This is a genomic window from Streptomyces sp. BYX5S (assembly GCF_054724165.1).
The window spans coordinates 2,791,400-2,813,122 of the sequence record NZ_CM138829.1 but is presented as its reverse complement, the minus strand read 5'-3'; the positions used below and the strand labels follow the sequence as shown (position 1 = coordinate 2,813,122).

The 21,723-nt window shown below is 72.2% G+C and carries 21 protein-coding genes; 13 read left to right on the top strand and 8 right to left on the bottom strand.

Features of this window, described 5'->3' with window-relative positions:
- Nucleotides 1-47: 47 nt before the first annotated feature.
- On the bottom strand, nucleotides 48-821 hold the full coding sequence (locus tag ACYBSK_RS12835) for an MHYT domain-containing protein (protein WP_457477043.1): 774 nt from the start codon (nucleotides 819-821) through the stop codon (nucleotides 48-50).
- A gap of 241 nt (nucleotides 822-1,062) precedes the next feature.
- On the opposite strand from ACYBSK_RS12835, the gene ACYBSK_RS12830 reads away from it, so the two are divergent.
- From ACYBSK_RS12830 to ACYBSK_RS12820, 3 genes are all read left to right on the top strand, one after another.
- The gene (locus ACYBSK_RS12830) at nucleotides 1,063-1,674 is read left to right on the top strand and encodes a class I SAM-dependent methyltransferase (RefSeq protein ID WP_460246117.1); all 612 of its coding nucleotides are present in this window, start codon (nucleotides 1,063-1,065) and stop codon (nucleotides 1,672-1,674) included.
- Between the two features lie 127 nt (nucleotides 1,675-1,801).
- On the top strand, nucleotides 1,802-2,107 hold the full coding sequence (locus tag ACYBSK_RS12825; RefSeq protein WP_457477041.1) for a hypothetical protein: 306 nt from the start codon (nucleotides 1,802-1,804) through the stop codon (nucleotides 2,105-2,107).
- A 181-nt stretch (nucleotides 2,108-2,288) separates the two neighbouring features.
- A complete protein-coding gene (locus ACYBSK_RS12820) occupies nucleotides 2,289-3,128 on the top strand; it encodes a hypothetical protein (RefSeq protein ID WP_460246116.1) in 840 nt (279 codons plus the stop codon).
- 90 nt (nucleotides 3,129-3,218) lie between these two features.
- Here the strand turns inward: ACYBSK_RS12820 and ACYBSK_RS12815 are convergent, their stop codons facing one another.
- Both ACYBSK_RS12815 and ACYBSK_RS12810 read right to left on the bottom strand, forming a co-directional pair.
- Nucleotides 3,219-3,401: a hypothetical protein gene (locus ACYBSK_RS12815; protein WP_457477039.1), complete on the bottom strand. Its 183-nt coding sequence runs from the start codon at nucleotides 3,399-3,401 to the stop codon at nucleotides 3,219-3,221.
- Between the two features lie 159 nt (nucleotides 3,402-3,560).
- Entirely contained in the window at nucleotides 3,561-4,616 is a 1,056-nt protein-coding gene (locus ACYBSK_RS12810) for a fatty acid desaturase family protein (protein ID WP_460246115.1), read from the bottom strand.
- A gap of 274 nt (nucleotides 4,617-4,890) precedes the next feature.
- Between ACYBSK_RS12810 and ACYBSK_RS12805 the strand changes: the two genes are divergently transcribed.
- Nucleotides 4,891-7,779, top strand: coding sequence for a DEAD/DEAH box helicase (locus tag ACYBSK_RS12805; RefSeq protein ID WP_460247012.1), 2,889 nt, complete (start codon nucleotides 4,891-4,893; stop codon nucleotides 7,777-7,779).
- Nucleotides 7,776-9,050 (top strand): SWIM zinc finger family protein, encoded by a 1,275-nt coding sequence (locus ACYBSK_RS12800; RefSeq protein ID WP_460246114.1) that lies wholly within the window; start codon nucleotides 7,776-7,778, stop codon nucleotides 9,048-9,050. Before ACYBSK_RS12805 ends, ACYBSK_RS12800 begins: the two co-directional genes overlap by 4 nt.
- A 52-nt stretch (nucleotides 9,051-9,102) precedes the next feature.
- Here the strand turns inward: ACYBSK_RS12800 and ACYBSK_RS12795 are convergent, their stop codons facing one another.
- The gene (locus ACYBSK_RS12795; RefSeq protein WP_457477036.1) at nucleotides 9,103-10,329 is read right to left on the bottom strand and encodes an acyl-CoA dehydrogenase family protein; all 1,227 of its coding nucleotides are present in this window, start codon (nucleotides 10,327-10,329) and stop codon (nucleotides 9,103-9,105) included.
- 163 nt (nucleotides 10,330-10,492) lie between these two features.
- Here ACYBSK_RS12795 and ACYBSK_RS12790 point away from each other — a divergent pair, with 163 nt between their 5' ends.
- The gene (locus tag ACYBSK_RS12790; protein WP_457477035.1) at nucleotides 10,493-11,146 is read left to right on the top strand and encodes a TetR family transcriptional regulator; all 654 of its coding nucleotides are present in this window, start codon (nucleotides 10,493-10,495) and stop codon (nucleotides 11,144-11,146) included.
- A gap of 52 nt (nucleotides 11,147-11,198) precedes the next feature.
- On the opposite strand, the gene def is transcribed toward ACYBSK_RS12790, so the two are convergent.
- Nucleotides 11,199-11,735, bottom strand: coding sequence for a peptide deformylase (gene def / locus ACYBSK_RS12785; RefSeq protein WP_460246113.1), 537 nt, complete (start codon nucleotides 11,733-11,735; stop codon nucleotides 11,199-11,201).
- A 141-nt stretch (nucleotides 11,736-11,876) separates the two neighbouring features.
- Here def and ACYBSK_RS12780 point away from each other — a divergent pair, with 141 nt between their 5' ends.
- From ACYBSK_RS12780 to ACYBSK_RS12750, 7 genes are all read left to right on the top strand, one after another.
- Complete coding sequence (locus ACYBSK_RS12780; protein ID WP_457477033.1) at nucleotides 11,877-13,115, top strand: Mur ligase family protein; 1,239 nt, start codon at nucleotides 11,877-11,879, stop codon at nucleotides 13,113-13,115.
- Between the two features lie 40 nt (nucleotides 13,116-13,155).
- Nucleotides 13,156-13,887, top strand: a complete 732-nt coding sequence (locus ACYBSK_RS12775; RefSeq protein WP_457477032.1) for a type 1 glutamine amidotransferase — start codon at nucleotides 13,156-13,158, stop codon at nucleotides 13,885-13,887.
- 189 nt (nucleotides 13,888-14,076) lie between these two features.
- On the top strand, nucleotides 14,077-15,102 hold the full coding sequence (locus ACYBSK_RS12770; protein WP_457477031.1) for a 6-phosphofructokinase: 1,026 nt from the start codon (nucleotides 14,077-14,079) through the stop codon (nucleotides 15,100-15,102).
- A gap of 146 nt (nucleotides 15,103-15,248) precedes the next feature.
- Nucleotides 15,249-16,202: a cytochrome c oxidase assembly protein gene (locus tag ACYBSK_RS12765; protein ID WP_460246112.1), complete on the top strand. Its 954-nt coding sequence runs from the start codon at nucleotides 15,249-15,251 to the stop codon at nucleotides 16,200-16,202.
- 55 nt (nucleotides 16,203-16,257) lie between these two features.
- Entirely contained in the window at nucleotides 16,258-16,416 is a 159-nt protein-coding gene (locus ACYBSK_RS12760; RefSeq protein ID WP_457477029.1) for a hypothetical protein, read from the top strand.
- A 133-nt stretch (nucleotides 16,417-16,549) separates the two neighbouring features.
- Nucleotides 16,550-17,266: a lysophospholipid acyltransferase family protein gene (locus ACYBSK_RS12755; protein ID WP_457481726.1), complete on the top strand. Its 717-nt coding sequence runs from the start codon at nucleotides 16,550-16,552 to the stop codon at nucleotides 17,264-17,266.
- 87 nt (nucleotides 17,267-17,353) lie between these two features.
- Entirely contained in the window at nucleotides 17,354-18,382 is a 1,029-nt protein-coding gene (locus ACYBSK_RS12750) for an NAD-dependent epimerase/dehydratase family protein (protein ID WP_460247011.1), read from the top strand.
- A gap of 7 nt (nucleotides 18,383-18,389) precedes the next feature.
- Here the strand turns inward: ACYBSK_RS12750 and ACYBSK_RS12745 are convergent, their stop codons facing one another.
- The 3 genes from ACYBSK_RS12745 to ureG all read right to left on the bottom strand — a co-directional run bounded on the left by ACYBSK_RS12745 (nucleotide 18,390) and on the right by ureG (nucleotide 21,595).
- Nucleotides 18,390-20,024: an alpha/beta hydrolase gene (locus ACYBSK_RS12745; RefSeq protein ID WP_460246111.1), complete on the bottom strand. Its 1,635-nt coding sequence runs from the start codon at nucleotides 20,022-20,024 to the stop codon at nucleotides 18,390-18,392.
- 132 nt (nucleotides 20,025-20,156) lie between these two features.
- On the bottom strand, nucleotides 20,157-20,930 hold the full coding sequence (locus ACYBSK_RS12740; protein WP_460246110.1) for an urease accessory protein UreD: 774 nt from the start codon (nucleotides 20,928-20,930) through the stop codon (nucleotides 20,157-20,159).
- The gene (gene ureG, locus ACYBSK_RS12735; protein ID WP_460246109.1) at nucleotides 20,918-21,595 is read right to left on the bottom strand and encodes an urease accessory protein UreG; all 678 of its coding nucleotides are present in this window, start codon (nucleotides 21,593-21,595) and stop codon (nucleotides 20,918-20,920) included. Before ureG ends, ACYBSK_RS12740 begins: the two co-directional genes overlap by 13 nt.
- Nucleotides 21,596-21,723 lie beyond the last annotated feature (128 nt).

Sequence of the window (21,723 nt, the reverse complement as noted above, 5' to 3'; positions counted from 1 at the left end):
CACCGTCGCTCGCGGGCGCCGGGTGCCGCGCCGGAACACCGGCACTGTCAGTGGGTCAGGTGCTCCAGCGGGCGCTGTGCGGACCTGGAGGCCTCCTTCTCGTCCGCGGTCGGGGACAGTGCGACGAATGCCGAGGTCAGGAAGAGGTAGGAGCCGAGCCCCACGGCCAGCGGGAAGATGAACTGCATCGTCGTGGCGCCGGGTAGCTCCGCCGTGGACGGGGTCACGCGCACGCCGACCGCCATCATTCCGGTGTAGTGCATGCTGCTCACGGCGCCGCCCATGACCAGGGAGGCGACCGCGACGGCGGCCGGTGTCTTGATGTGGAGGGCGGCCCACAGCGCGGCGGTCGCGGCGAGGACCGCGATCACCACGGAGACGGCGACCAGCAGCGGGTCGTAGTGGACCTCGCCGTGCAGCCGCAGGGCCGCCATGCCCAGGTAGTGCATGCTGGCCACGCCGACGCCCGTGGTGAGACCGCCCAGGGCCAGGGCGCCGCCGCGCTCGGGGTGGTGGCCGACCACGAAGACGCCGACGCCGACGACGGCCACCGCGACGAGCAGGCTGAGGACGGTCAGCGGAACGTCGTAGCGGATCTGCGTGCCGGTGACGCCGAAGCCGAGCATCGCCACGAAGTGCATGGTCCAGATGCCGGTGCCGATGGCCGAGGCCGCGGTGAGCAGCCAGTTGCGCCGGGCGCTTCCGGTGGCGTTGAGGGCGCGCACGGTGCAGCGCAGCCCGAGCGCCGCGCCGATGCACGCCATGGCGTACGAGAGCACGGGGGTAAGCCAGCCGAAGGCGGCGTGGTCCAGGTGTCCCATGGGTCCCGGACCGTATGCCGGTGGGGGCGTGCGCCATGGGCGCATTTCGAAAGGTTCCGCAATACGACTGGGTTGCGGTTCGGAACGGTCGCATGAGAGTCGAACATGCGCACCGCACGTACATGCGACGACGTCGGCGAAGAACGGGGCCTTTCGATCCCCCGGCGGGCTCCGGTCCCTCGCGCGTGGCACGACACCTGCCGGTGCGCCGTTGTCAGTGCCCTGCGCAATCATGGAGCGCATGAGCGACGACGCCACGCGTGTGCAGGAGTTCTTCGCGGCCAGAGCCGCCGACTGGGACGCCCGGTTCCCGGACGACGGCCCCGCCTACGCCGCCGCCGTGTCCGCCTTGGGCCTGCGTCCCGGAAACCGTGTGCTCGACGCGGGCTGCGGCACGGGCCGCGCGCTGTCACCGCTGCGCGCGGCCGTGGGTGCGTCCGGCGTGGTCCTGGGGGCGGATCTGACCGAGGCGATGCTGACGCAGGCCGTGCGGGCGGGCAGGGACACCCAGGGGCAGTTGCTGCGCGCGGACGTCGGCCGGCTGCCACTGCGCGCGGGCACGCTGGACGCGGTGTTCGGCGCGGGCCTCATCTCCCACCTCCCGCAACCGACGGAGAATCTGCGCGAGTTGGCGCGCGTCGTGCGCCCCGGCGGCATGCTCGCCCTCTTCCACCCCATCGGCCGAGCCGCCCTCGCCGCCCGGCACGGCCGCCCGCTCACGCCCGACGACCTGCGCGCCGAACCCAACCTCCGCCCCCTGTTGGCCGGTTCGGGCTGGCGCATGACCTCGTACGTCGACGAGGACGAGCGTTTCCTGACGTTGGCGGTACGGGAGGCCGAGACGCACGACTGAGGAGCCGGAAGCCGAGCGGTCGCAAGCCGAGGGGCGCTGGGTCATCCGCTCGCCGCCCGGCTCTGTCACCATGGCTGCAACTCGCCCACAGAAGTGGGCGGTTACGGCCAGGGGGGCGGTGGCGATCATGATCGACCGGATCCGCAAGGCATGGAAGACGTGGCACAAGCAGGTCGCGCGGAGCGAGAGCGGGGGAACCTCGGGGGGCAGAGAGCGCGGCCACAACATCTTCGACGCGGCCGCCGCCTACGTGGTGGCCTGCGTGGAGGACGACCAGGATCGGGCCGACGAGGCGGCGGGCTGGGTCGAGCCGAGCGCGCTGGTCTTCGGGGTCAACGAGCTCGCCTGCCGGGCGGTCATCGCCCTGGCCCGTGAGCGCGACGAGCCGCCGCGGACGGTCGCCCGCAGCCTCCTGGGGCTGCCCGTCGGCTGACGCACCACGCGCGCGGGGGCACACACCGCGCACACGGGATCCCGACATGCCGTTCACCAGTGGAACGCGGGGCCCCAACTGTCGCTGATTTTCCTGGTCATCCAGCACGGACCCCTCTGTACGCCACCGTCGGGCACTGACTAAGGTCTCGCCGGTGGATCGAAGTTCAGGGGAGGCTGGCGTGGCCGGAGTGGACGAAGCGGCGGTCGAGGGGGACGACGCGCTGTACGTGCTGACGGCGGTGTTGCTGACCCCCGCGAAGTTCCCGAGCGTGCTCGGTGACGACTACCCGGAGGCCTGCGCGGCGCTGGGGCTGGCGCCGCTGGCCGAGGGGTACGGGCTGGTGCTCGGGCAGGACGGGCAGGGCGCGCGCTGGACCGTCGTCGTCGACGACGTGTCACTGGTCGCCGTCGCCATCGCGTCGTGGGACTGCGGCATGGAGTACGAGCTCTCGCCCGACGAGAACAGCATGGTCGCGGCGCTGCCCGGCTGGCCGCTCGCGCTCGCCGTGGCCGCCCCCGGCGTGCCCGACCCGCACGACCCCGAGCCCGACGCCGAGGACGCGGACCAGGCGCCGCTGACGCCGCCCGACACGGAGACCTGGGGCCCGGCCCAGCGCCGTCTGGGAGCGGACGAGATAGCGCTCCAGTGGGCCGTGTGGCGCGAGCAGCTCGACGACTCGCAGTTCGCCACGGAGGCGGACGCCGAAGACTCCGAGGAGGGCGGCGACGCGGAAGCCGGAACGGGCGGTTCGCACGCGGGCATCCGCCGCGTCCTGACGGAGGTCCGCGGGTACGTGGACTCGCCCCCGCCGCTGGGCAGGGTGCGCTCCGCGTTCGCCTCGGGCGACGCGCGGACGCTGCGCGCGGACGGCCCCGGCTGGTCGATGGTGGCGCGGACCGACGACATCGCCTTCGTCCTCCTCGACGAGGAGCCGGGCGAGGTGCTGCCCGTCGGCCGCGGCCGTGAGCTGCCGGGCCTGCTCGAAGCGCTCGACAAGATGGCCGTACGCCCCGCCTGAACCGCTGACGGACCCTTCGACGAACCGCTGAGGCCGCAGGGGTGCGCACGCCCCCTGCGGCCTCAGCCCGATCTGTGGCCCCTCAGCCCCTCAGCGCCTCAGCTCCTTGCGTGACACGCGGCGCAGCCTGCGGCGCTGCGAGGGGTCCAGCGTGAGGTACGCCGCGGTGGGGACGCCCAGCACGATGAGCAGGGCCGCCCACCAGGGCAGCCAGATCAGCAGGATGATGCCGATCGCCACGCCTCCGGCGGCGACCTTCGCGTTCCTCGACATGTGTGTGGCCTCCTTCGGGGCGGCTCGCCCTCGCCCGAGTGCTGAGTGGATCGGACCCGTCCTCTGTTGTGAAGAACGGGTCCGCGTCGCCCGCGGTTCCGCCGGGTGACCCTGATACATCCCTGATTCCGTGCCGCCGCGCGCGCCGCCGGGAGGACCTCAGATGTCGGCCCGCAGCGGCTCTCCCACTTCATACATGTGGCGCAACGCCTGGCGGTAGGAGTCGACGAGCCCCGTCTCCACGAAGGGGATGCCGAGTTCGCGGCAGTGGGCCTTCACCATGGGCTGGGCGAGACGCAGATGGGGTCGGGGCATGCTCGGGAACAGGTGATGCTCGATCTGGTAGTTGAGGCCGCCGAGGAACCAGTCGGTCAGCGCGCCGCCCTTGATGTTGCGCGAGGTGAGGACCTGGCGGCGCAGATGACCCCACTTGTCGCCGTCGGGGTCCGGCATCTCCATGCCCTTGTGGTTGGGGGCGAACGCCATGCCCAGGTGCAGTCCGAACAGGGCCTGGTGGAGCGCCGCGAAGACCAGCGCGTGGGAGAGCGGCATGGTGGCCAGGAGCAGGGTGACGTATCCGGCGACGTGGGCTACCAGGAACGCGCCCTCCACGAGGCGTTCGCGGCCGCTCTGGCGGCGCAGGTCCTGGAATCCGTAGACCTTCAGGGCGAGGCCTTCGAGCAGGGTGAGCGGGAAGAAGAGCCAGGCCTGGTGGCGGGTGAGCCAGCCGCGGAACCCCGCGCGCGTGGCGGCCTGCTTGCTGGTGAAGACGAGGACGTCGGCGGCGACGTCGGGGTCCTTGTCGATGTGGTTCGGGTTGGCATGGTGCCGGTTGTGCTTGTCGTTCCACCACGCGTAGCTCATACCGAGGAGCAGGTTGCCGTGGACCAGGCCGATCAGCCGGCTCACGGAGCGGTTGCCGGTGATCTGGGCGTGGCCCGCGTCGTGCCCGATGAAGGCGGTGCGGGCACAGAGCACGGCCAGGAGGGGCGCCAGGGCGAGCACCCACCACGAGCCTCCTATGAGGGCCATTGCCGTGACGACGGCGCCGAGGCAGAGGGCGTTGACCAGGATGGTGCGCGCGTACCAGCCGGTGCGCCGCTCCAGCAGCCCCTGGCCCTTGACGGCGCGCAGCAGTGGCGTGAACTCGCTTCCCGCTTCGGGGGGTGCCGACCTGGTGGCGGGTTGCGGCATCGTTCCGACGGCCGAGGACATGGCGGTTCTCCGGTCTGTGATGGGTGAGGTCGACGCGGCGGGCTACGCGTCGCCCGACCACAACGAACCTAGGGACCACGGGCCTTGATCGACCATGACGCCACCACCCGAGTGCCGCCTGGGCGCACCCCACCCGGAAGCGGGGGTAAGCCCCACCCTTAGGGGTCGAGTGATCCAGATCACGACATAGGGATGCGCGTCCGGCGGTTCCGGCGGTGTACCCTCGGCGCCTCCAGGGCGAGTAGTCAAGTTTGATGAATACGAGGAAGCCGCCATCTCAGAGCACCCGCACACCGCGCCGCCCACCCTCTTCGAGACCACCGAACTCGCGCGCTGCGGCGTCGCGTTCCTTCCCGCCGACCCGGCGCGCACGTCGAAGGTCGCCTTCTGGCGGCCCGACGGCGGCGAGCCGCCGCTGCCGGACGCGGGCAGCCGCACCGAGCTGTGCCTGGCACTGCCCGGCGAGGACACGGTGGAGCCGGTGACGGTCCCGGCCGTCACCCTGCCCGTGCGGGCCGCGCTGCCCGTCCTCACCCGCGCGCGTACCCGCGCGGACGCCGATCCGACGGCCGCCTTCTGGGGCTCGGCCGGTGTCCTGGCGCTGCAACTCGTGGCCCGTGGGCTGCTGTTGCCGGGCGTGAGCCCCGAGGGCCACGACGCGTGGCGTGCGGGCCCGCTGGGCACGGCCGACGTCGACCGGGTCAGGGAGCTGGCCGCCGCGATGCCGCCGGAGGCGCACGCCGTACCGCTGGACGGGGACGGGCCGCCGCGCCTGCACGTCCCGGAGCGGCTGCTGCGCGCCTTCCTCGACGCGGTGGCCGACTCCCTGCCCCGCTCCCCCGCCGCCGCGCAGGCGGCGGGCGGGCCGGCGTTCGCGGCGCGGGCGCCGCAGCGGGTGCCGGAGCTGCGCCCGTGGGCGGGGGACGTCGCGGCGGGGCACGACGCGGGCGTGCGGATCTCGCTGCGGGTGGAGGTCCCGGGTCTGGAGCGGGTCGCGGACGACGAGGCGCGCGTCCCGTTCCGCGCGGTACTGCAACTGCACAGCGTCAGCGACCCCGCGCTGGTCGCGGACGCGGCACAGGTGTGGGCCGGGACGGGCGCGTCGGGCCGGGCCTTCGGGGACCGCGCCCGCATGGACGCCCTGTTGGCGCTGCGCCGTGCCACGCGCGCGTGGGCGCCGCTCACGCCGCTGCTCTCCGCGAGCGTGCCGGACTGCGTGGAACTGGCCGACGACGAGGTCACGGAGCTGCTCGGCGAGGGCGCACGGGCGCTGTCCGCGGCCGGTGTCGAGGTGCACTGGCCCCGGGAGCTGGCGCGCAAACTGACGGCCCGTGCGGTGATCGGCCCCGCCGGTGGCGAGGGCGCCGCCGAGGGCGAGGGTTCCGACGGGCTGTCCTCGGGCGCTCCGTCCTTCCTGTCCGCGGACGCCCTGCTGGCGTTCGACTGGCGGTTCGCCCTCGGCGACCAGGAGTTGAGCCGCGCGGAGCTGGACGTGCTCGCCGAGGCGAACCGTCCGGTGGTGCGGCTGCGCGACCAGTGGGTCCTCATCGATCCCGCGGAGGCCCGCCGCGCCCGCGCCCACCAGGACCGCAAGGTCAGCCCCGTCGACGCGCTCAGCGCCGTTCTCACGGGCTCCGCCGAGGTCGAGGGCCGCCGGGTCGAGGTGCGGCCCACCGGCTGGCTCACGGCCCTGCGGGACCGCCTCGCCGACCCGGAGGGCATGGAGCCGGTCCCCCGGCCGGCCGCGCTCGCCGCCGACCTGCGCGACTACCAGGTGCGCGGGCTGAACTGGCTCGCCCGCATGACCTCGCTGGGTCTCGGCGCCTGCCTCGCCGACGACATGGGCCTCGGCAAGACCGTCACCCTGATCGCGCTGCACCTGCACCGGCAGAGCTCCCCCGAGAGCGCGGGACCGTCCCTCGTGGTCTGTCCGACCTCCCTCATGGGCAACTGGCAGCGCGAGATCGAGAAGTTCGCGCCGGGCACCCCCGTACGCCGCTTCCACGGCGGGCGCCGCTCCCTGGACGGCGTCGTCGACGGCGAGTTCGTGCTCACGACGTACGGCACGATGCGCCTCGACGCCGCCCGACTCGGCACCGTCGGCTGGGGCATGCTCGTCGCCGACGAGGCGCAGCACGTGAAGAACCCCTACTCGGCGACGGCCAAGGAACTGCGCACCATCGGCGCACGCGCGCGCGTGGCGCTCACCGGCACCCCGGTCGAGAACAACCTCTCCGAGCTGTGGGCCGTCCTCGACTGGACGACACCCGGCCTCCTGGGCCGCCTCGGCACGTTCCGTACGCGCTACGCGCAGGCCGTGGAGGGCGGCAAGGACCCGGGCGCGGCGGAGCGGCTCGCCAGGCTCGTGGGGCCCTTCCTGCTGCGCCGCCGCAAGTCGGACCCCGGCATCGCGCCGGAGCTGCCGCCCAAGACCGAGACGGACCGCGCGGTGTCCCTCACCGCCGAACAGGCGGGACTGTACGAGGCCGTGGTGCGCGAAACGCTCGCGGAGATCTCCGGGGCGGACGGGTTCGAGCGGCGCGGCCTGATCGTCAAGCTCCTCACCGGCCTCAAGCAGATCTGCAACCACCCGGCGCAGTACCTCAAGGAGGACAGGCCGCGCCTCGTCGGCCGCTCCGGGAAGCTGGAACTGCTCGACGAGTTGCTGGACACGATCCTGGCCGAGGACGCGAGCGTCCTGGTCTTCACGCAGTACGTGCGGATGGCCCGTCTCGTGGAGCGGCATCTGGCGGCGCGCGGCGTCCCCGTGCTGTTCCTGCACGGCGGCACCCCGGTGGCCGAGCGCGAGGCGATGGTGCGGCGGTTCCAGGAGGGCGAGGTGCCCGTCTTCCTGCTCTCCTTGAAGGCCGCCGGCACCGGACTCAACCTCACGCGCGCGGAGCACGTCGTGCACTACGACCGCTGGTGGAACCCGGCGGTGGAGGCGCAGGCCACCGACCGCGCGTACCGGATCGGGCAGACCCGGCCGGTGCAGGTGCACCGGCTGATCGCCGAGGGCACGATCGAGGACCGCATCGCCCGGATGCTGGAGCGCAAGCGGGAGTTGGCGGACGCGGTCCTCGGCTCCGGCGAGGCCGCACTGACGGAACTCACGGACGCGGAACTGGCGGACCTGGTCGAGCTGCGAGGGGGCACCCGATGAACCACAGGGACGACGACATGCGCACCTTCGCGGCACTGCCGCCCGCGCACGGGCGGGCCTTCGCCACGACCTGGTGGGGGCAGACCTGGCTGAAGGCCCTGGAGGACACCGCGCTCGACCTGTCGCAGCTGAAGGCGGGCCGTCGGCTCGCGCGCGCGGGAGCGGTGGGCGCGGTGTCGGTCCTGCCCGGCCGCATCACCGCGGTCGTGGAGGACCGCGGCGGCGCGACGCACCGCTCCGACGTGCTCCTTCAGTGCTTCGACGAGGACGAGTGGGACCGCTTCCTGACGATGGCGGCCGAGCGGGCGGGGCACATCGCCGCGCTCCTGGACCGTGACATGCCGCCGCACCTGGTGGAGGACGCCTCGGCGGCCGGGGTCGAACTCCTGCCCGGGATCGGCGACTTGGAGCCGCGCTGCGACTGCGACGCCTGGGACCACTGCGCGCACACGGCGGCGCTGAGCTATCAGCTCGCCCGGCTCCTGGACCAGGACCCGTTCGTGCTGCTCCTGCTGCGCGGACGCGGGGAACGCGCACTGCTCGACGAGCTCCAGGTCCGCAGCACCGTGGGCACCGAACCGAAGGAGCCGAGCGAGGAGGAGCCGGAGGCGGAGGGGGTGGACGCGGCCGAGGCGTACGCGTCGGCGTTCGTGCTGCCGCCGCTGCCGCAGCCCCCGCCGCCGCCCGAGGAGCCGGGCCTGCCGCCGTCGCTGGACACGGAGACGCCGCCGCCCGCGGGCACGGACGTCGACGCGCTGGGCTTCCTGGGGGCGCAGGCGGCGGCCGAGGCGCACCGGCTCCTCGTGGACGCGCTCGCACCGGGTCACGAACAGCGTCCCGCCGCACCCGAGTCGACCGTCGCGCAGGACGCCGTACGCCTGGCGTCCGCGTCGCCCCAGCCGCACATCCGGGCGCGGCTGGCCGAGGTCGACGGCCGCGGCCGGGAGGGCCTGGCGCTCGCCGTGCGCGCCTGGGAGTACGGAGGCGCCGCCGCGCTCGCCGTACTCGACGAGGAGTGGACACCGGACGCGGAGAGCGCGGCACGCGCGCGTGCCGCGCTCGAAGGGGCCTGGGACGCCGACGAACGCCCGACGTTCAAAGCGGCGCGCGGCCGGTGGACCGCCACCGGCGCACCGGCCCAGCTGCGCCTGGGCCGGGACGGACGCTGGTGGCCCTACCGCAAGGAGAGCGGCCGCTGGGCGCCCGCGGGCCCGGCGGCGTCCGACCCGGCGGCCGCGCTGGCCACGGCGCTCGACGACGGCGACGCGTGACCGCGGCTCTTCCCAGAAGGCGCGAGGAGCCGGTGCCCTCGCACGGGACCCGCTAGCGGATCGGCATCCCCGAGAGGGTGCGGGCGATGACCAGGCGCTGGATCTCGCTCGTACCCTCGAAGATCGTGTAGATCGCGGCGTCGCGGTGCATGCGCTCCACGGGGTACTCGCGGGTGAAGCCGTTGCCGCCGAGGATCTGGATCGCCTGGGCACTGACCTTCTTGGCGGTCTCGCTCGCGAACAGCTTGGACATGGAGCCCTCGGCGTTCTCGAACTTCTTGCCCGTGGTCGCCATCCAGGAGGCGCGCCACACCAGAAGACGCGCGGCGTCGATCTGGGTGCGCATGTCGGCGAGCTGGAAGGCGACGCCCTGGTTGTCGATGATCGGGCGGCCGAACTGCTCGCGCGTCTTCGCGTACTCCAGGGCCTCCTCGTAGGCGGCGCGGGCGGTGCCGACCGCCATGGCGCCGACGGCGGGGCGCGAGGCCTCGAAGGTGGCCATGGCGGCGTTCTTCACGCGCTCGCCGCCCTTCTTGGCCTTCTCGCGCGCGCGGGCGAGGCGCTCGTCGAGCTTGTCCTTGCCGCCGAGCAGGCAGGAGCCGGGCACGCGGACGTTCTCCAGGACGACCTCGGCGGTGTGCGAGGCACGGATGCCGTGCTTCTTGAACTTCTGCCCCTGGGACAGACCGGGGGTGTTCGGCGGCACGATGAAGGAGGCGTGACCCTTGGAGCCGAGCTCCGCGTCCACGGAGGCGACCACCACGTGGACGTTGGCGATGCCGCCGTTCGTCGCCCACGTCTTGGTGCCGTTGAGGACCCACTCGTCCTTGGCCTCGTCGTAGACGGCGCGCGTACGCATGGAGGCGACGTCGGAGCCGGCGTCCGGCTCGGAGGAGCAGAAGGCGGCGACCTGCACGTCGTTCACGTCGCCGTACATCTGCGGTATCCAGGTGCCGATCTGCTCCTCGGTGCCGTTGGCGAGGACGCCGACGGCGGCGAGGCCCGTACCGACGATCGACAGGGCGATGCCCGCGTCGCCCCAGAAGAGCTCCTCCATGGTCATCGGAATTCCGAGACCGGAACTGTCGAAGAACTGCTGCGCGTAGAAGTCCAGGGAGTAGATTCCGAGCTTGGCCGCTTCCTGGATGACCGGCCAGGGGGTCTCCTCGCGCTCGTCCCACTCGGCGGCCGCGGGGCGGATCACATCGGCGGCGAATCCGTGCAGCCAGTCACGGACTTCCTTCTGCTCGTCGTTGAGATCCATCGTGAACTCGGCCATAACCCCTCCAGGGCGCGCAATGCATATGTTACTTGAGGTAACGCGAGTCTGTTACTCGTGAGTAGCCCCTGTCAACCTCCGAGTGCGCGTTCGATACCGGGCGGTCGACTGGTGTTACCTTTCGCGTGCGTCAGGCAAATCGCAGGGGCGGGGAGAGAAGCTCATGGAGACCACACAGCGGACCGATCAGCGCGCGGACCAACAGTCCGCCGCCGAGCGTCGGCGGCGCGAGCTGCTGGAGGCCGCGGACCGCGTGGTGCTCCGGGACGGCCCCGGCGCCTCGATGAACGCCATCGCGGCCGAGGCCGGGATCACCAAGCCGATCCTGTACCGCCACTTCGGCGACAAGGGCGGGCTCTACGCGGCGCTCGCCACGCGGCACACCGACGCGCTGCTGGCCTCCCTGCGGGCCGCCCTGGACGCGCCCGCGGAGCGCCGTGAGCGCGTGGAGGCGACGCTCGACACGTACTTGGCGGCGATCGAGGCCCGGCCTCAGGTCTACCGCTTCCTGATGCATCCGGCGGAGGGCTCCCCCACCGACTCGGGGTTCGACGTGGGACGCCACTCGGCGCCGTTGCTGCGGCGGATGGGCGAGGACCTGGCCGAGGTCATCGAGGAGCGGGTGGACCTCGGGCCCGGCAGTCAGCAGCTGGCGCGCGTGTGGGGGCACGGGATCGTCGGCATGATGCACGCCGCCGGTGACTGGTGGCTCGGCGACCGGCCGTGCGACCGGGCCGAACTGGTGCGGGGGCTCGCGGACCTGCTGTGGGGGCGGCTCGCCGCGGCGGGCGACAAGGTGGGCGGCCCCGGTTTCTGACGTCGGCGCGGCCGGCGGCCTCGGGCGATGCCCCGCCGGCCGGGCCCCGGCCTCACGACCAGGGGGCCCTTGCCGCCTGGCGCAGGACACGGCGTCTGCGCCAGCCCGTGACCCGCTCCGTGTACGTACGGCCCTCCAGGTGGTCGCACTCGTGCTGGAGGCAGCGGGCGAACCAGCCCGTACCGTGGATCACCACAGGGGCACCGGCGGCGTCGAACCCCTCCACGCGCGCGTGGTCGAAGCGGGGCGTGCCCGCCTCCAGGCCCGGGAGCGACAGGCAGCCCTCGGGCCCGCGGATCACCTCGCCGTCCGCCTCCACAAGACGCGGGTTGACGACATGGCCGACGTGCCGCACATCGTCGTCGTCCTCGCAGTCGAAGACGAACACCCGCAGGCCCTCGCCCACTTGGTTGGCGGCGAGGCCCACGCCCTGGGCCGCGTACATCGTGGCGAACATGTCCTCCACGAGCCGCGCGAGCGCCTGGTCGAACTCCGTGACCTCCGCACACGGTTGGTGCAGCACGGGTTCACCGAGCAGGGTCAGGGGTCGTACGCGCCCTGAGGCGCCCGGGATCGAGCCGTGTCGCATGGCCGTAAGGGTACGGTCCGAAGGAGACCACGATCCGCTGGTGGTGCCGCGGTTCGGGCTTGTCAGAGGATCTCGATAGGCTGAGCCCGTAAACGATGCCGGGGGCAGGCGCGGCGCCGTACGCAAGGAGGACCCAGGAAGATGTCAGGCAACTCGGAGCCGATGACTCCGCGCGCCAAGCTGGCCGTGACGGCCGGTCGGGCCGCGGCCGCGGTGTCGCGGGCGGCGGGCCGCGGCAGCGGATCAGTGATCGGCGGCAAGGTCGCGCTGCGGCTCGACCCCGAGCTGCTCGCGCGGGTCGCCCAGCACCTGGACGTGGTGCTCGTCTCGGCCACGAACGGCAAGACGACGACCACGCGACTGATCGCGGAGGCCCTGCGCGCCAGCGGCCCCGTCGTCTCGAACGCGCTGGGGGCGAACATGCCCGCGGGCATCACCTCCGCCCTCGCCGGCGGCGGCGAGGCCAAGTACGGCGTGATCGAGGTCGACGAGAAGTATCTGGCCGGCGTCGCCCGCGACACCGACCCGAAGGCGATCGCGCTGCTCAACCTCTCGCGCGACCAGCTGGACCGCGCCGCCGAGACCCGCATGCTCGCCGAGAAGTGGCGCGAGGGCCTGGCCGGTTCGAAGGCCGTCGTGATCGCGAACGCGGACGACCCGCTGATCGTCTGGGCCGCCTCCTCCTCGCCGAACGTGGTGTGGGTCGCGGCCGGCCAGGAGTGGAAGGACGACGCCTGGTCCTGCCCGGCGTGCGGCGGCGTGATGCAGCGCCCCGGCGACGACTGGTTCTGCGGCGAGTGCGGTTTCCGCCGCCCCCTCGCGAGTTGGGCGCTCCAGGGCGATCACGTCATCGACCCGCACGGCTCCGCCTGGCCGATCCACCTCCAGCTGCCGGGCCGCGCGAACAAGGCGAACGCGGCGACGTCCGCCGCCGTGGCCGCCTGCTTCGGCGTGCCCCCGCAGGTCGCCCTGGAGCGCATGTACCAGGTGCAGGCCGTGGCCGGCCGCTACGACGTGGTGCAGTTCCAGAACCGCGACCTGCGCCTGCTGCTCGCCAAGAACCCGGCGGGCTGGCTCGAAACGTTCACCCTGATCGACCCGCCGCCCACCCCGGTGATCCTCTCCGTGAACGCGCGGGGCGCCGACGGCACGGACACCTCCTGGCTGTGGGACGTCGACTACACGCGCCTGGCCGGGCACCCGATCTGCGTGATCGGCGACCGCCGGCTCGACCTCGCGGTCCGGCTCGAGGTCGCGGGCCTGGAGTTCCGGGTCTGCGACACGCTCGACGAGGCGGTGCAGATGTCGCCCCAGGGCCGCATCGAGCTGATCGCCAACTACACCGCGTTCCAGGACGTCCGCCGCCGCGTGGGCAACTGACGAGCCCCGCCCAGAGCGCGAAGAGCGAAGGATCATGAGCATGAGCGACAACAGCCTGCGTCTCGTGTGGGTCTACCCCGACCTGCTGAGCACCTACGGCGACCAGGGCAACGCGCTGGTGGTGGAGCGCCGCGCCCAGCAGCGCCGCCTCCAGGTCGAGCGCCACGACGTGCGCAGCGACCAGGCGGTGCCGACCTCCGGGGACATCTACCTCATCGGCGGCGGCGAGGACCGGCCGCAGCGCCTCGCGGCGGAGCGGCTGCGCCGCGACGGCGGCCTCCAGCGCGCGGTGGGCAACGGCGCGATCGTCTTCTCCGTCTGCGCCGGCTACCAGATCCTCGGCCACGAGTTCGTCAACGACCTCGGCGAGCGCGAGCAGGGGCTCGGCCTCCTCGACGTCGTCTCGACGCGCGGCGAGGGCGAGCGCTGCGTCGGTGACGTACTGGCCGACATCGACCCGCAGTTGAACCTGCCGCAGCTGACCGGCTTCGAGAACCACCAGGGCGTCACGCACCTCGGCCCGTCCGCGCGCCCGTTCGCCCGCACCCGCTTCGGCAAGGGCAACGGGACGGGTGACGGCACCGAGGGCGCCTTCAACGACACCGTGTTCGGCACGTACATGCACGGGCCGGTCCTCGCGCGCAACCCGCAGATCGCGGACCTGCTGATCAAGCTGGCGCTCGACGTCAACGCGCTGCCGCCGGTGGACGACCGCTGGTACGAGGCGCTGCGCGACGAGCGGATCGCGGCGGCCACGGCGACCCCGGCCTGACCCCGCCAGCACCCTCCGAGAGGGCCCTCCGCGAGGCCCTTCGGTGCGGCCCCGCGCCCATGTGAGCAGGTCGGTCCACCAGTCGGACGCCACGTGCGGAGGGACCCCCGGACGCCGATAAGGTACGGGGGTCCAGCCGGACGACGCAGTCCGGTCACCGGCCCACGTTTGCAAAGGTATTCCGGGCTTATGCGTATTGGTGTCCTCACCTCCGGCGGTGACTGCCCCGGTCTGAACGCCGTGATCCGTTCGGTCGTGCACCGTGCCGTCGTCGACCACGGCGACGAGGTCATCGGCTTCCACGACGGGTGGAAGGGCCTGCTCGAGTGCGACTACCGCAAGCTGGACCTCGACGCGGTGGGCGGCATCCTCGCCCGCGGCGGCACCATCCTCGGCTCCTCCCGTGTCCAGCCCGCGCATCTGCGCGACGGCGTCGAGCGGGCCAAGGGCCATGTCGCGGACCTCGGTCTGGACGCGATCATCCCGATCGGCGGTGAGGGCACCCTCAAGGCGGCCCGCCTGCTGTCGGACAGCGGCCTGCCGATCGTCGGCGTACCGAAGACGATCGACAACGACATCGCCGTCACCGACGTGACGTTCGGCTTCGACACGGCCGTCGGTGTCGCCACCGAGGCCCTCGACCGTCTCAAGACGACCGCCGAGTCGCACCAGCGCGTGCTGATCGTCGAGGTCATGGGACGGCACACCGGCTGGATCGCGCTGCACTCCGGCATGGCCGCGGGCGCGCACGCGGTCGTCGTGCCGGAGCGCCCCTTCGACATCGACGAGCTGACCAAGAAGGTCGGTGAGCGGTTCGAGGCGGGCAAGAAGTTCGCGATCGTCGTCGTCGCCGAGGGCGCCAAGCCCCGCGCCGGTTCGATGGAGTACGACGAGGGCGGCAAGGACGTCTACGGCCACGAGCGCTTCGCGGGGATCGCCCGCCAGCTCTCCATCGAGCTGGAGCAGCGCCTCGGCAAGGAGGCGCGGCCCGTGATCCTCGGCCATGTGCAGCGCGGCGGCACCCCCACCGCGTACGACCGGGTGCTCGCGACGCGGTTCGGCTGGCACGCCGTGGAGGCCGTGCACCGCGGCGAGTTCGGCCGGATGACGGCGCTGCGCGGCACCGACATCGTGATGGTCTCGCTCGCCGAGGCCGTGGAGACGCTGAAGACGGTGCCGGACGAGCGGTACGCCGAGGCGGAGTGCGTGCTCTGATCCACACCCGGTCCTGATCCACATCCGCTCCTGTTCCATCTCAGGCAGCAGACCTCGTAGAACTGCCCCCGGCCGATACAGCGGCCGGGGGCAGTTCTACTCTGGGTGCGCACAATCCGTACGAAACGAGCAACAGGAGCCGGCGGATGGATCACAGCGGGCACGGCATGAACATGGATCTGCCGCCGTTCACGCTGGGGCGTGGCCTTGGCTGGTCGGCCGACCCCTTCTTCCTCGTCGGGTGCCTGCTGGCGCTCGCCCTGTACGGCTGGGCGGTGGTGCGGCTGACGCGGCGCGGTGACGCGTGGCCGGTGTCCCGGACGATCTCGTTCGTCGCCGGTGTACTGAGCATCGCCCTGGTGATGTGCACCAAGCTCAACGACTACGGCATGGTCATGTTCAGCGTGCACATGGTGCAGCACATGGTCATCAGCATGCTGTCGCCGATCCTGCTGCTCATGGGTGCCCCGATCACGCTGACGCTGCGGGCGTTGCCGGTGGCGGCGAAGCGCGGCAGCAAGGGGCCGCGCGAGGTGCTGCTGTGGCTGCTGCACAGCCGGTACATGCGGATCATCACGCACCCGGCGTTCACGATCCCGCTGTTCATCGCCTCGCTGTACGCGCTCTACTTCACGCCGCTCTTCGACTTCCTCATGGGGTCGAAGGTCGGCCACATCGCGATGATGGTCCACTTCCTCGCCGTCGGCCTGGTGTTCTTCTGGCCGATCATGGGCGTGGACCCGGGCCCGCACCGGCCGGGCTACGTGATGCGGATGCTGGAGCTGTTCGCGGGCATGCCGTTCCACGCGTTCTTCGGGATCGCGCTGATGATGGCGTCGACGACGATGGTCGGCACGTTCGAGAACCCGCCGGCCTCGCTGGGCATCGATCCGCTCGCCGACCAGACGGCGGCCGGCGGCATCGCCTGGGCCTTCAGCGAGGTGCCCTCGGTGCTGGTGCTGCTCGCGCTGCTCTTCCAGTGGAAGAAGTCGGAGGACCGGCAGGCGCGCCGCAAGGACCGCGCCGCGGACCGCGACGGCGACAAGGAGCTGGCGGCGTACAACGCCTACCTGGCGTCCTTGAACACGCGCGGGCAGTAGCGCCGCCGCCCTGTTCCGGGTGACTATGTCCTTCCTGCGAGGAGGAGGGTACGAAATGCCCGGATCCACGAAGACGATGGGTGCGTTCACCGTGGGCGGCCTGGTGGCCGTCACCGCCTACACGGTGGCGCTCGGCAGCAACGGGTGGCTGTGGTTCGGCTGGGTCGTGCTCGGCCTGCTCACCGTGGCGATGGTGGCGTCGCGCGGCAACTGACGGCCGCGGGGACGCGGCCCGCGGACGACGTGCAGGGCGGCCGCTCGGGCGGGGGCCGTCCGGGCTCTCGCGCCGGGGCTCCCCGATTGGTTACTGTGCGCACGCACACACCGGGGTGGGGGAGGCGATCGGGATGTTCTACCGGCTGCTCAAGTACGTGATCCTTGGGCCGCTGCTGCGGCTGATCTTCCGCCCCCGGATCGAGGGTCTGGAGCACATACCGGAATCCGGTGCCGCGATCGTCGCGGGCAATCACCTGTCGTTCTCCGACCACTTCCTGATGCCCGCGATCATCAAGCGGCGGATCACGTTCCTGGCGAAGGCCGAGTACTTCACCGGCCCCGGCATCAAGGGCCGGCTCACCGCCGCGTTCTTCCGCAGCGCGGGCCAGATCCCGGTCGACCGCTCCGGCAAGGAGGCAGGGCAGGCGGCGATCCGCGAAGGGCTCGGGGTGCTGCGCCGCGGCGAGCTGCTCGGGATCTATCCGGAGGGCACGCGCTCGCACGACGGACGGCTGTACAAGGGCAAGGTCGGCGTCGCCGCGATGGCGCTCAAGGCGCAGGCTCCGGTGGTCCCGTGCGCGATGATCGGCACCTTCGAGGCGCAGCCGCCGGGCCAGAAGATCCCGAAGATGCGCCGGGTGACCATCCGGTTCGGCAAGCCGCTGGACTTCTCGCGGTACGTCGGGATGGACGGCGAGAAGGCGATCCTGCGGGCCGTCACGGACGAGATCATGTACGCGATCCTCGACCTGTCGGGGCAGGAGTACGTCGACAAGTACGCGGCGCTGGTGAAGGCGGAGGCCGAAGCGGAGCGGGCCCGGAGGTTCCCGCGGATGCCGCTGAGCTGACCGCCGCCGGGTTCCCCGCTCTGCGCTGAGCAGATTCCGGGGCCGCGGCGCCCCCGGCCGTCGTACGGTCCGGGCATGAAGACGGCATTGGTGATCGGTGCGGCGGGACAGATCGGGCGGCCCTCGGTGCGGGCGCTCGCGGAGGACGGCTGGGAGGTGACGGCGGCGTCGCTCGGCGGCCATCGGGACGCGGGGTGGCCCGAAGAAGTGCGAGCGGTGCGGCTCGACCGGGAGGACGAGGGCGCCGTCGCGGCACTCGTCGGGGACGGGGTGGACCTCGTCGTGGACCTCATCGCCTTCACGCCGGACCACGCGCGGCAGCTCGCGGGGCTCGCCGACCGGATCGGTTCGGCGGTCGTGGCCTCCAGCGCGGCGGTGTACGAGGACGAGCAGGGGCGCGGCTTCCACACGCAGGAGGAGCCGGACGGCTGGCCGCACTATCCCGTGCCGATCCCGGAGACGCAGCGCACGGCGGCGCCGGGAGACGGGTCCAGGGCGCGCAAGGTGGGGATCGAGCAGGATCTGCTGGCCCTCGGCGACCGGCTGCCCACGACCGTGCTGCGGCCGTCCGCCGTGCACGGCCCGTACTGCCGCACTCCGCGGGAGCTCTACTTCGTCAAGCGGAACCTGGACGGTCGCCGCAGGCGCGTCCTCGCGTACAACGGAGAGAGCCGTTTCCATCCGGCGAGCACCCGGAACCTGGCGGAGCTGGTGCGGCTCTCGGCGGCGCGGCCCGGGTCCCGGGTCCTGAACGCGGCGGACCCCGACCAGCCCACGGTCGTCGAGATCGGCGCGATGATCGACGCGCTGATGGGGGTGGAGACGGAGACGGTGCTCGTGGACGGTCCTCCCCCGGCGCCGAACGTCGGGGACAGTCCCTGGTCGGTGCCGCGGCCCCTGGTCCTCGACATGTCGGCCGCCGAACGCGAGCTCGGCTACAAGCCGGTGACCACCTACGCCGACGCGCTCCCGGAGACGGTCGAGTGGCTGACCGCGCGGCTGCGGGAGGAGGACTGGGAGACCGGCTTCCCGAAGATGGTGGCCTCGTACACGACCGGCCTGTTCGACTACGCGGCCGAGGACGCCTGGCTGGCGTCCCGGGCCGCGCAGGCCTAGCGAACGGTTACGGCTTGGGCGTGGCGTGCGGAGCGCACGTCACGTCCTTGCTGTCCGTCTTGCCGGTCAGCAGGTAGCTGTCGACCCGGTCGTTGACGCAGGGGTTGGTGAGCCCCGTGACGCCGTGCGAGCCCGCGTCCTTCTCGGTGATCAGGCGGGAGCCCTTGAACCGCTTGTGCAGTTCGACGGCGCCCTCGTACGGGGTGGCGGCGTCGCGCTCGGACTGCACGATGAGGACGGAGGGCAGGCCCTTGCCCGTCTTCACGTCGAGCGGCGTCTGCTGCTTGGTCTTCCACGTGGCGCAGGGGAGGTTCATCCACGCGTTGGCCCACGTCATGAACGGGTACTTCTTGTGGAGCTCGGTGTTGTCGCGGTCCCACTTGTTCCAGCTGGTGGGCCACTTGGCGTCGGCGCACTCGACGGCGGTGTAGACAGCGTTGCCGTTCTCCGAGGAGGCGTTGCCCGCGGTGTCCGACATGTCGGGGGCGGCGGCGTCGACCAGCGCCTGCGTGTCACCGGCGACGTACTTGCTCCACACCTGGGCGGTGGGCACCCACGCGGAGTCGTAGTACGGGGCGCTCTGGAAGAAGGAGATCAGCTCGGCCGGGCCGACGATCCCGCCGATGGGGTTCTTCTTCGCGGCGGCGCGCAGGGTCTCCCACTGCTGCTGCACCTTGGCGCGGGTGTCGCCGAGGTGGAAGGTCGCGTCGTTCTTGGCGACCCAGTCCTGCCAGTCCTTCCAGCGGCCCTCGAAGGCGATGTCCTGGTTCAGGTTGGCCTGGTACCAGATGTTGTCCTTCGCCGGGTTGACCACGCTGTCCACGATCATGCGGCGGACGTGCCCCGGGAAGAGGGTGCCGTAGACGGCGCCCAGGTAGGTGCCGTAGGAGACGCCCAGGTAGTTGAGCTTCTTCTCACCGAGCGCGGCGCGGATGACGTCGAGGTCGCGCGCGGTGTTCGGCGTGGTCATGTGCGGCAGCATCTCGCCGCTCTTCTCGTAGCACCCGTCCGCGTACTCCTTGGCGAGCTTGCGCTGGGCGAGCTTGTCCGCCTCGGAGTCGGGGACCGGGTCGGCCTTCGGCGCCTTGACGAACTCCTGCGCGTCGACGCAGGAGATCGGCGCGGAGTGGCCGACGCCGCGCGGGTCGAAGCCGACGAAGTCGTACGCCTTCGACGTCTTGGTCCACAGCGGGTTCTTCGCGGTCACCCGGGCCGGGAAGCGCATGCCGGAACCGCCGGGGCCGCCCGGGTTGTAGACGAGGGCGCCCTGGCGCTCGTCCTTGGTGCCCGTGTTGCCGATGCGGTCGACGGCGAGCTTGATCTGCTTGCCGTACGGCTTGGTGTAGTCGAGCGGCACGCTGACCCAGCCGCACTGGATCGGCTTGGCGAGCCCCCAGTCCTCGGGGCAGTCCTTCCAGTCGATGCCGGCCTTCTCGGCCCGTGCGGCGGCGATCGCCGCGCCGCGCGCCTGCCGGTCCGCGGTGCTGGTGCCGGACTTCGGGGCATCGGCCTGTGCGGCGGGGGCGGTGACCGCGCCCGCTATCAGCGCCGCCGCGGCGAACGCGCCGGCGGAACCGATCACCGCCTTGCGGCTGCTGCGCGCCGTCTGTCTGGTCCGTCTCAAGTGAGGCCTCCCGCACATCGATTCGATCTCTACGTCGATCGTGTTGCTGATCGGTACGCGGATCCTGACGCGTGTGGGGTCCCTGACAACAGAGACGACGGGCGTTCTTTACCAATCCGATAAACGGTATAACTCGCCCCGGTGAGCGGTTCAGGCCAGTTGGCCCAGCGCGGTGTCGAGGGTCCGGCGCAGGCGCAGGGCGTCCGGCGCCACCGCCGTGACCAGCACGGCGGGCCCCGCGAGCGGCGTCAGCGCGGCGGTGCCGTCCTCGCCGAGCAGGGCCGCCGAGGGCTTGTCCGTCTCGAATTCCGGGCGTACGACGACCAGTTGACCGAGGGCCCGGTGTCCCGCCAGCACGGCCGGGCCGTCCCAGCCGCCGGGGGCGCCGGGACCGCAGGCCAGCTCCTGGTCGAGCAGCGGGCGGCCCGCGCGGTACACGGTGAGCCGGCTGGTGAGCCGACCCGGCTCCTCCGCCACCCGCCCGAGCACCTGCTCCTCGCGCAGCACGAGGCGCCCGCCCGGCGCGACATCGGCGCGCGTGGTGACCCGCAGGTCGCTCCCCCCGGCAGAGATCAACTGTTCGGGCAGCCAGTCCAGTCGCGCCCCGTCGGCCACGCTCAGCCGTACGTCGTAGCGGGCCTCGCCCTTGGCCTGACCCGGCAGGGCGATGGTCGCGGCGATGGAGCCCACGTGCAGCCGGGCGCCCTCCTCCGCGTGCGCCTCCACGGTGCAGTGGTCGTTGCCGAGCGGGCCGCTCATCGCGCCGACGAGCATGACGCGGGCCTCGTCGGGGGCCGCGCCGCGCGTACGGCGCAGCGCGAACGAGCCCTCCCCCTCCATCACGGGCAGCGCGGTCCCGCCCCGCCCGTCCCCGCGCGCGGCGATCCTGGCGGTGGACCGGACTCCGGCGCTCACGCGACCCATGCGGCGAGCTGCTTCCGTGCCCAGGCCGCGACGTCCCCGACCCCGACCTCGGAGCGCAGCGACTGGAGCACGACGGGGAGTTCGCCGCGCGCCTCCTTGGCGTCGGCCTCCATCCGGGCGAGGTCGGAACCGACGTACGGGGCGAGGTCGGTCTTGTTGACGACGAGCAGGTCGGCGGTGGTGACGCCGGGGCCGCCCTTGCGCGGGATGTCGTCGCCGCCCGCGACGTCGATGACGAAGATCTGCGCGTCGACGAGGCCCTTGGAGAAGGTGGCGGTGAGGTTGTCGCCGCCGGACTCGACGAGGATGAGGTCGAGCGGACCCACCTCGTCCTCCAGGTCCTCGACGGCCTCCAGGTTGGCGGAGATGTCGTCGCGGATCGCGGTGTGCGGGCAGGCCCCGGTCTCCACGGCGGCGATCCGCTCCGGCGGCAGGACGGCCTCGCGCAGCAGGAACGCGGCGTCCTCGCGGGTGTAGATGTCGTTGGTGACGACGGCGAGCGACAGCTCCTCGCGCAGCGCGCGGCAGAGCGCGGCCACGGTGGCCGTCTTGCCCGAACCGACGGGCCCCCCGAGCCCGATGCGCAGCGCCCTGCGGGTGCCGTCCGGCCGGCGTGCGTCGGCGGAGACGGCGGAGGCGTCGTCGTGGGTGTGTCCGAGGTGCATGAAGATCACGACTCCAAAGAGAGGGTTCACCATCCCGACCGGTGTCACCACCAGCCGGTCCGGCGACTGAGGACCGGTGTCACCACCAGCCCGTCCGGCGATTGAGGACAAGGGGGTCCGGGGGCGGA

Coding starts and splice junctions, on each gene's coding strand:
- ACYBSK_RS12790 (WP_457477035.1), top strand. CDS start 10,493: ATGGAGACCACACAGCGGACCGATCAGCGCGCGGACCAACAGTCCGCC.
- ACYBSK_RS12830 (WP_460246117.1), top strand. CDS start 1,063: ATGAGCGACGACGCCACGCGTGTGCAGGAGTTCTTCGCGGCCAGAGCC.
- ACYBSK_RS12765 (WP_460246112.1), top strand. CDS start 15,249: ATGGATCACAGCGGGCACGGCATGAACATGGATCTGCCGCCGTTCACG.
- ACYBSK_RS12740 (WP_460246110.1), bottom strand. CDS start 20,930: ATGGGTCGCGTGAGCGCCGGAGTCCGGTCCACCGCCAGGATCGCCGCG.
- ACYBSK_RS12795 (WP_457477036.1), bottom strand. CDS start 10,329: ATGGCCGAGTTCACGATGGATCTCAACGACGAGCAGAAGGAAGTCCGT.
- ACYBSK_RS12835 (WP_457477043.1), bottom strand. CDS start 821: ATGGGACACCTGGACCACGCCGCCTTCGGCTGGCTTACCCCCGTGCTC.
- ACYBSK_RS12815 (WP_457477039.1), bottom strand. CDS start 3,401: ATGTCGAGGAACGCGAAGGTCGCCGCCGGAGGCGTGGCGATCGGCATC.
- ACYBSK_RS12755 (WP_457481726.1), top strand. CDS start 16,550: ATGTTCTACCGGCTGCTCAAGTACGTGATCCTTGGGCCGCTGCTGCGG.
- ureG (WP_460246109.1), bottom strand. CDS start 21,595: ATGCACCTCGGACACACCCACGACGACGCCTCCGCCGTCTCCGCCGAC.
- def (WP_460246113.1), bottom strand. CDS start 11,735: ATGCGACACGGCTCGATCCCGGGCGCCTCAGGGCGCGTACGACCCCTG.
- ACYBSK_RS12775 (WP_457477032.1), top strand. CDS start 13,156: ATGAGCGACAACAGCCTGCGTCTCGTGTGGGTCTACCCCGACCTGCTG.
- ACYBSK_RS12745 (WP_460246111.1), bottom strand. CDS start 20,024: ATGTGCGGGAGGCCTCACTTGAGACGGACCAGACAGACGGCGCGCAGC.
- ACYBSK_RS12825 (WP_457477041.1), top strand. CDS start 1,802: ATGATCGACCGGATCCGCAAGGCATGGAAGACGTGGCACAAGCAGGTC.
- ACYBSK_RS12780 (WP_457477033.1), top strand. CDS start 11,877: ATGTCAGGCAACTCGGAGCCGATGACTCCGCGCGCCAAGCTGGCCGTG.
- ACYBSK_RS12810 (WP_460246115.1), bottom strand. CDS start 4,616: ATGTCCTCGGCCGTCGGAACGATGCCGCAACCCGCCACCAGGTCGGCA.
- ACYBSK_RS12800 (WP_460246114.1), top strand. CDS start 7,776: ATGAACCACAGGGACGACGACATGCGCACCTTCGCGGCACTGCCGCCC.
- ACYBSK_RS12760 (WP_457477029.1), top strand. CDS start 16,258: ATGCCCGGATCCACGAAGACGATGGGTGCGTTCACCGTGGGCGGCCTG.
- ACYBSK_RS12770 (WP_457477031.1), top strand. CDS start 14,077: ATGCGTATTGGTGTCCTCACCTCCGGCGGTGACTGCCCCGGTCTGAAC.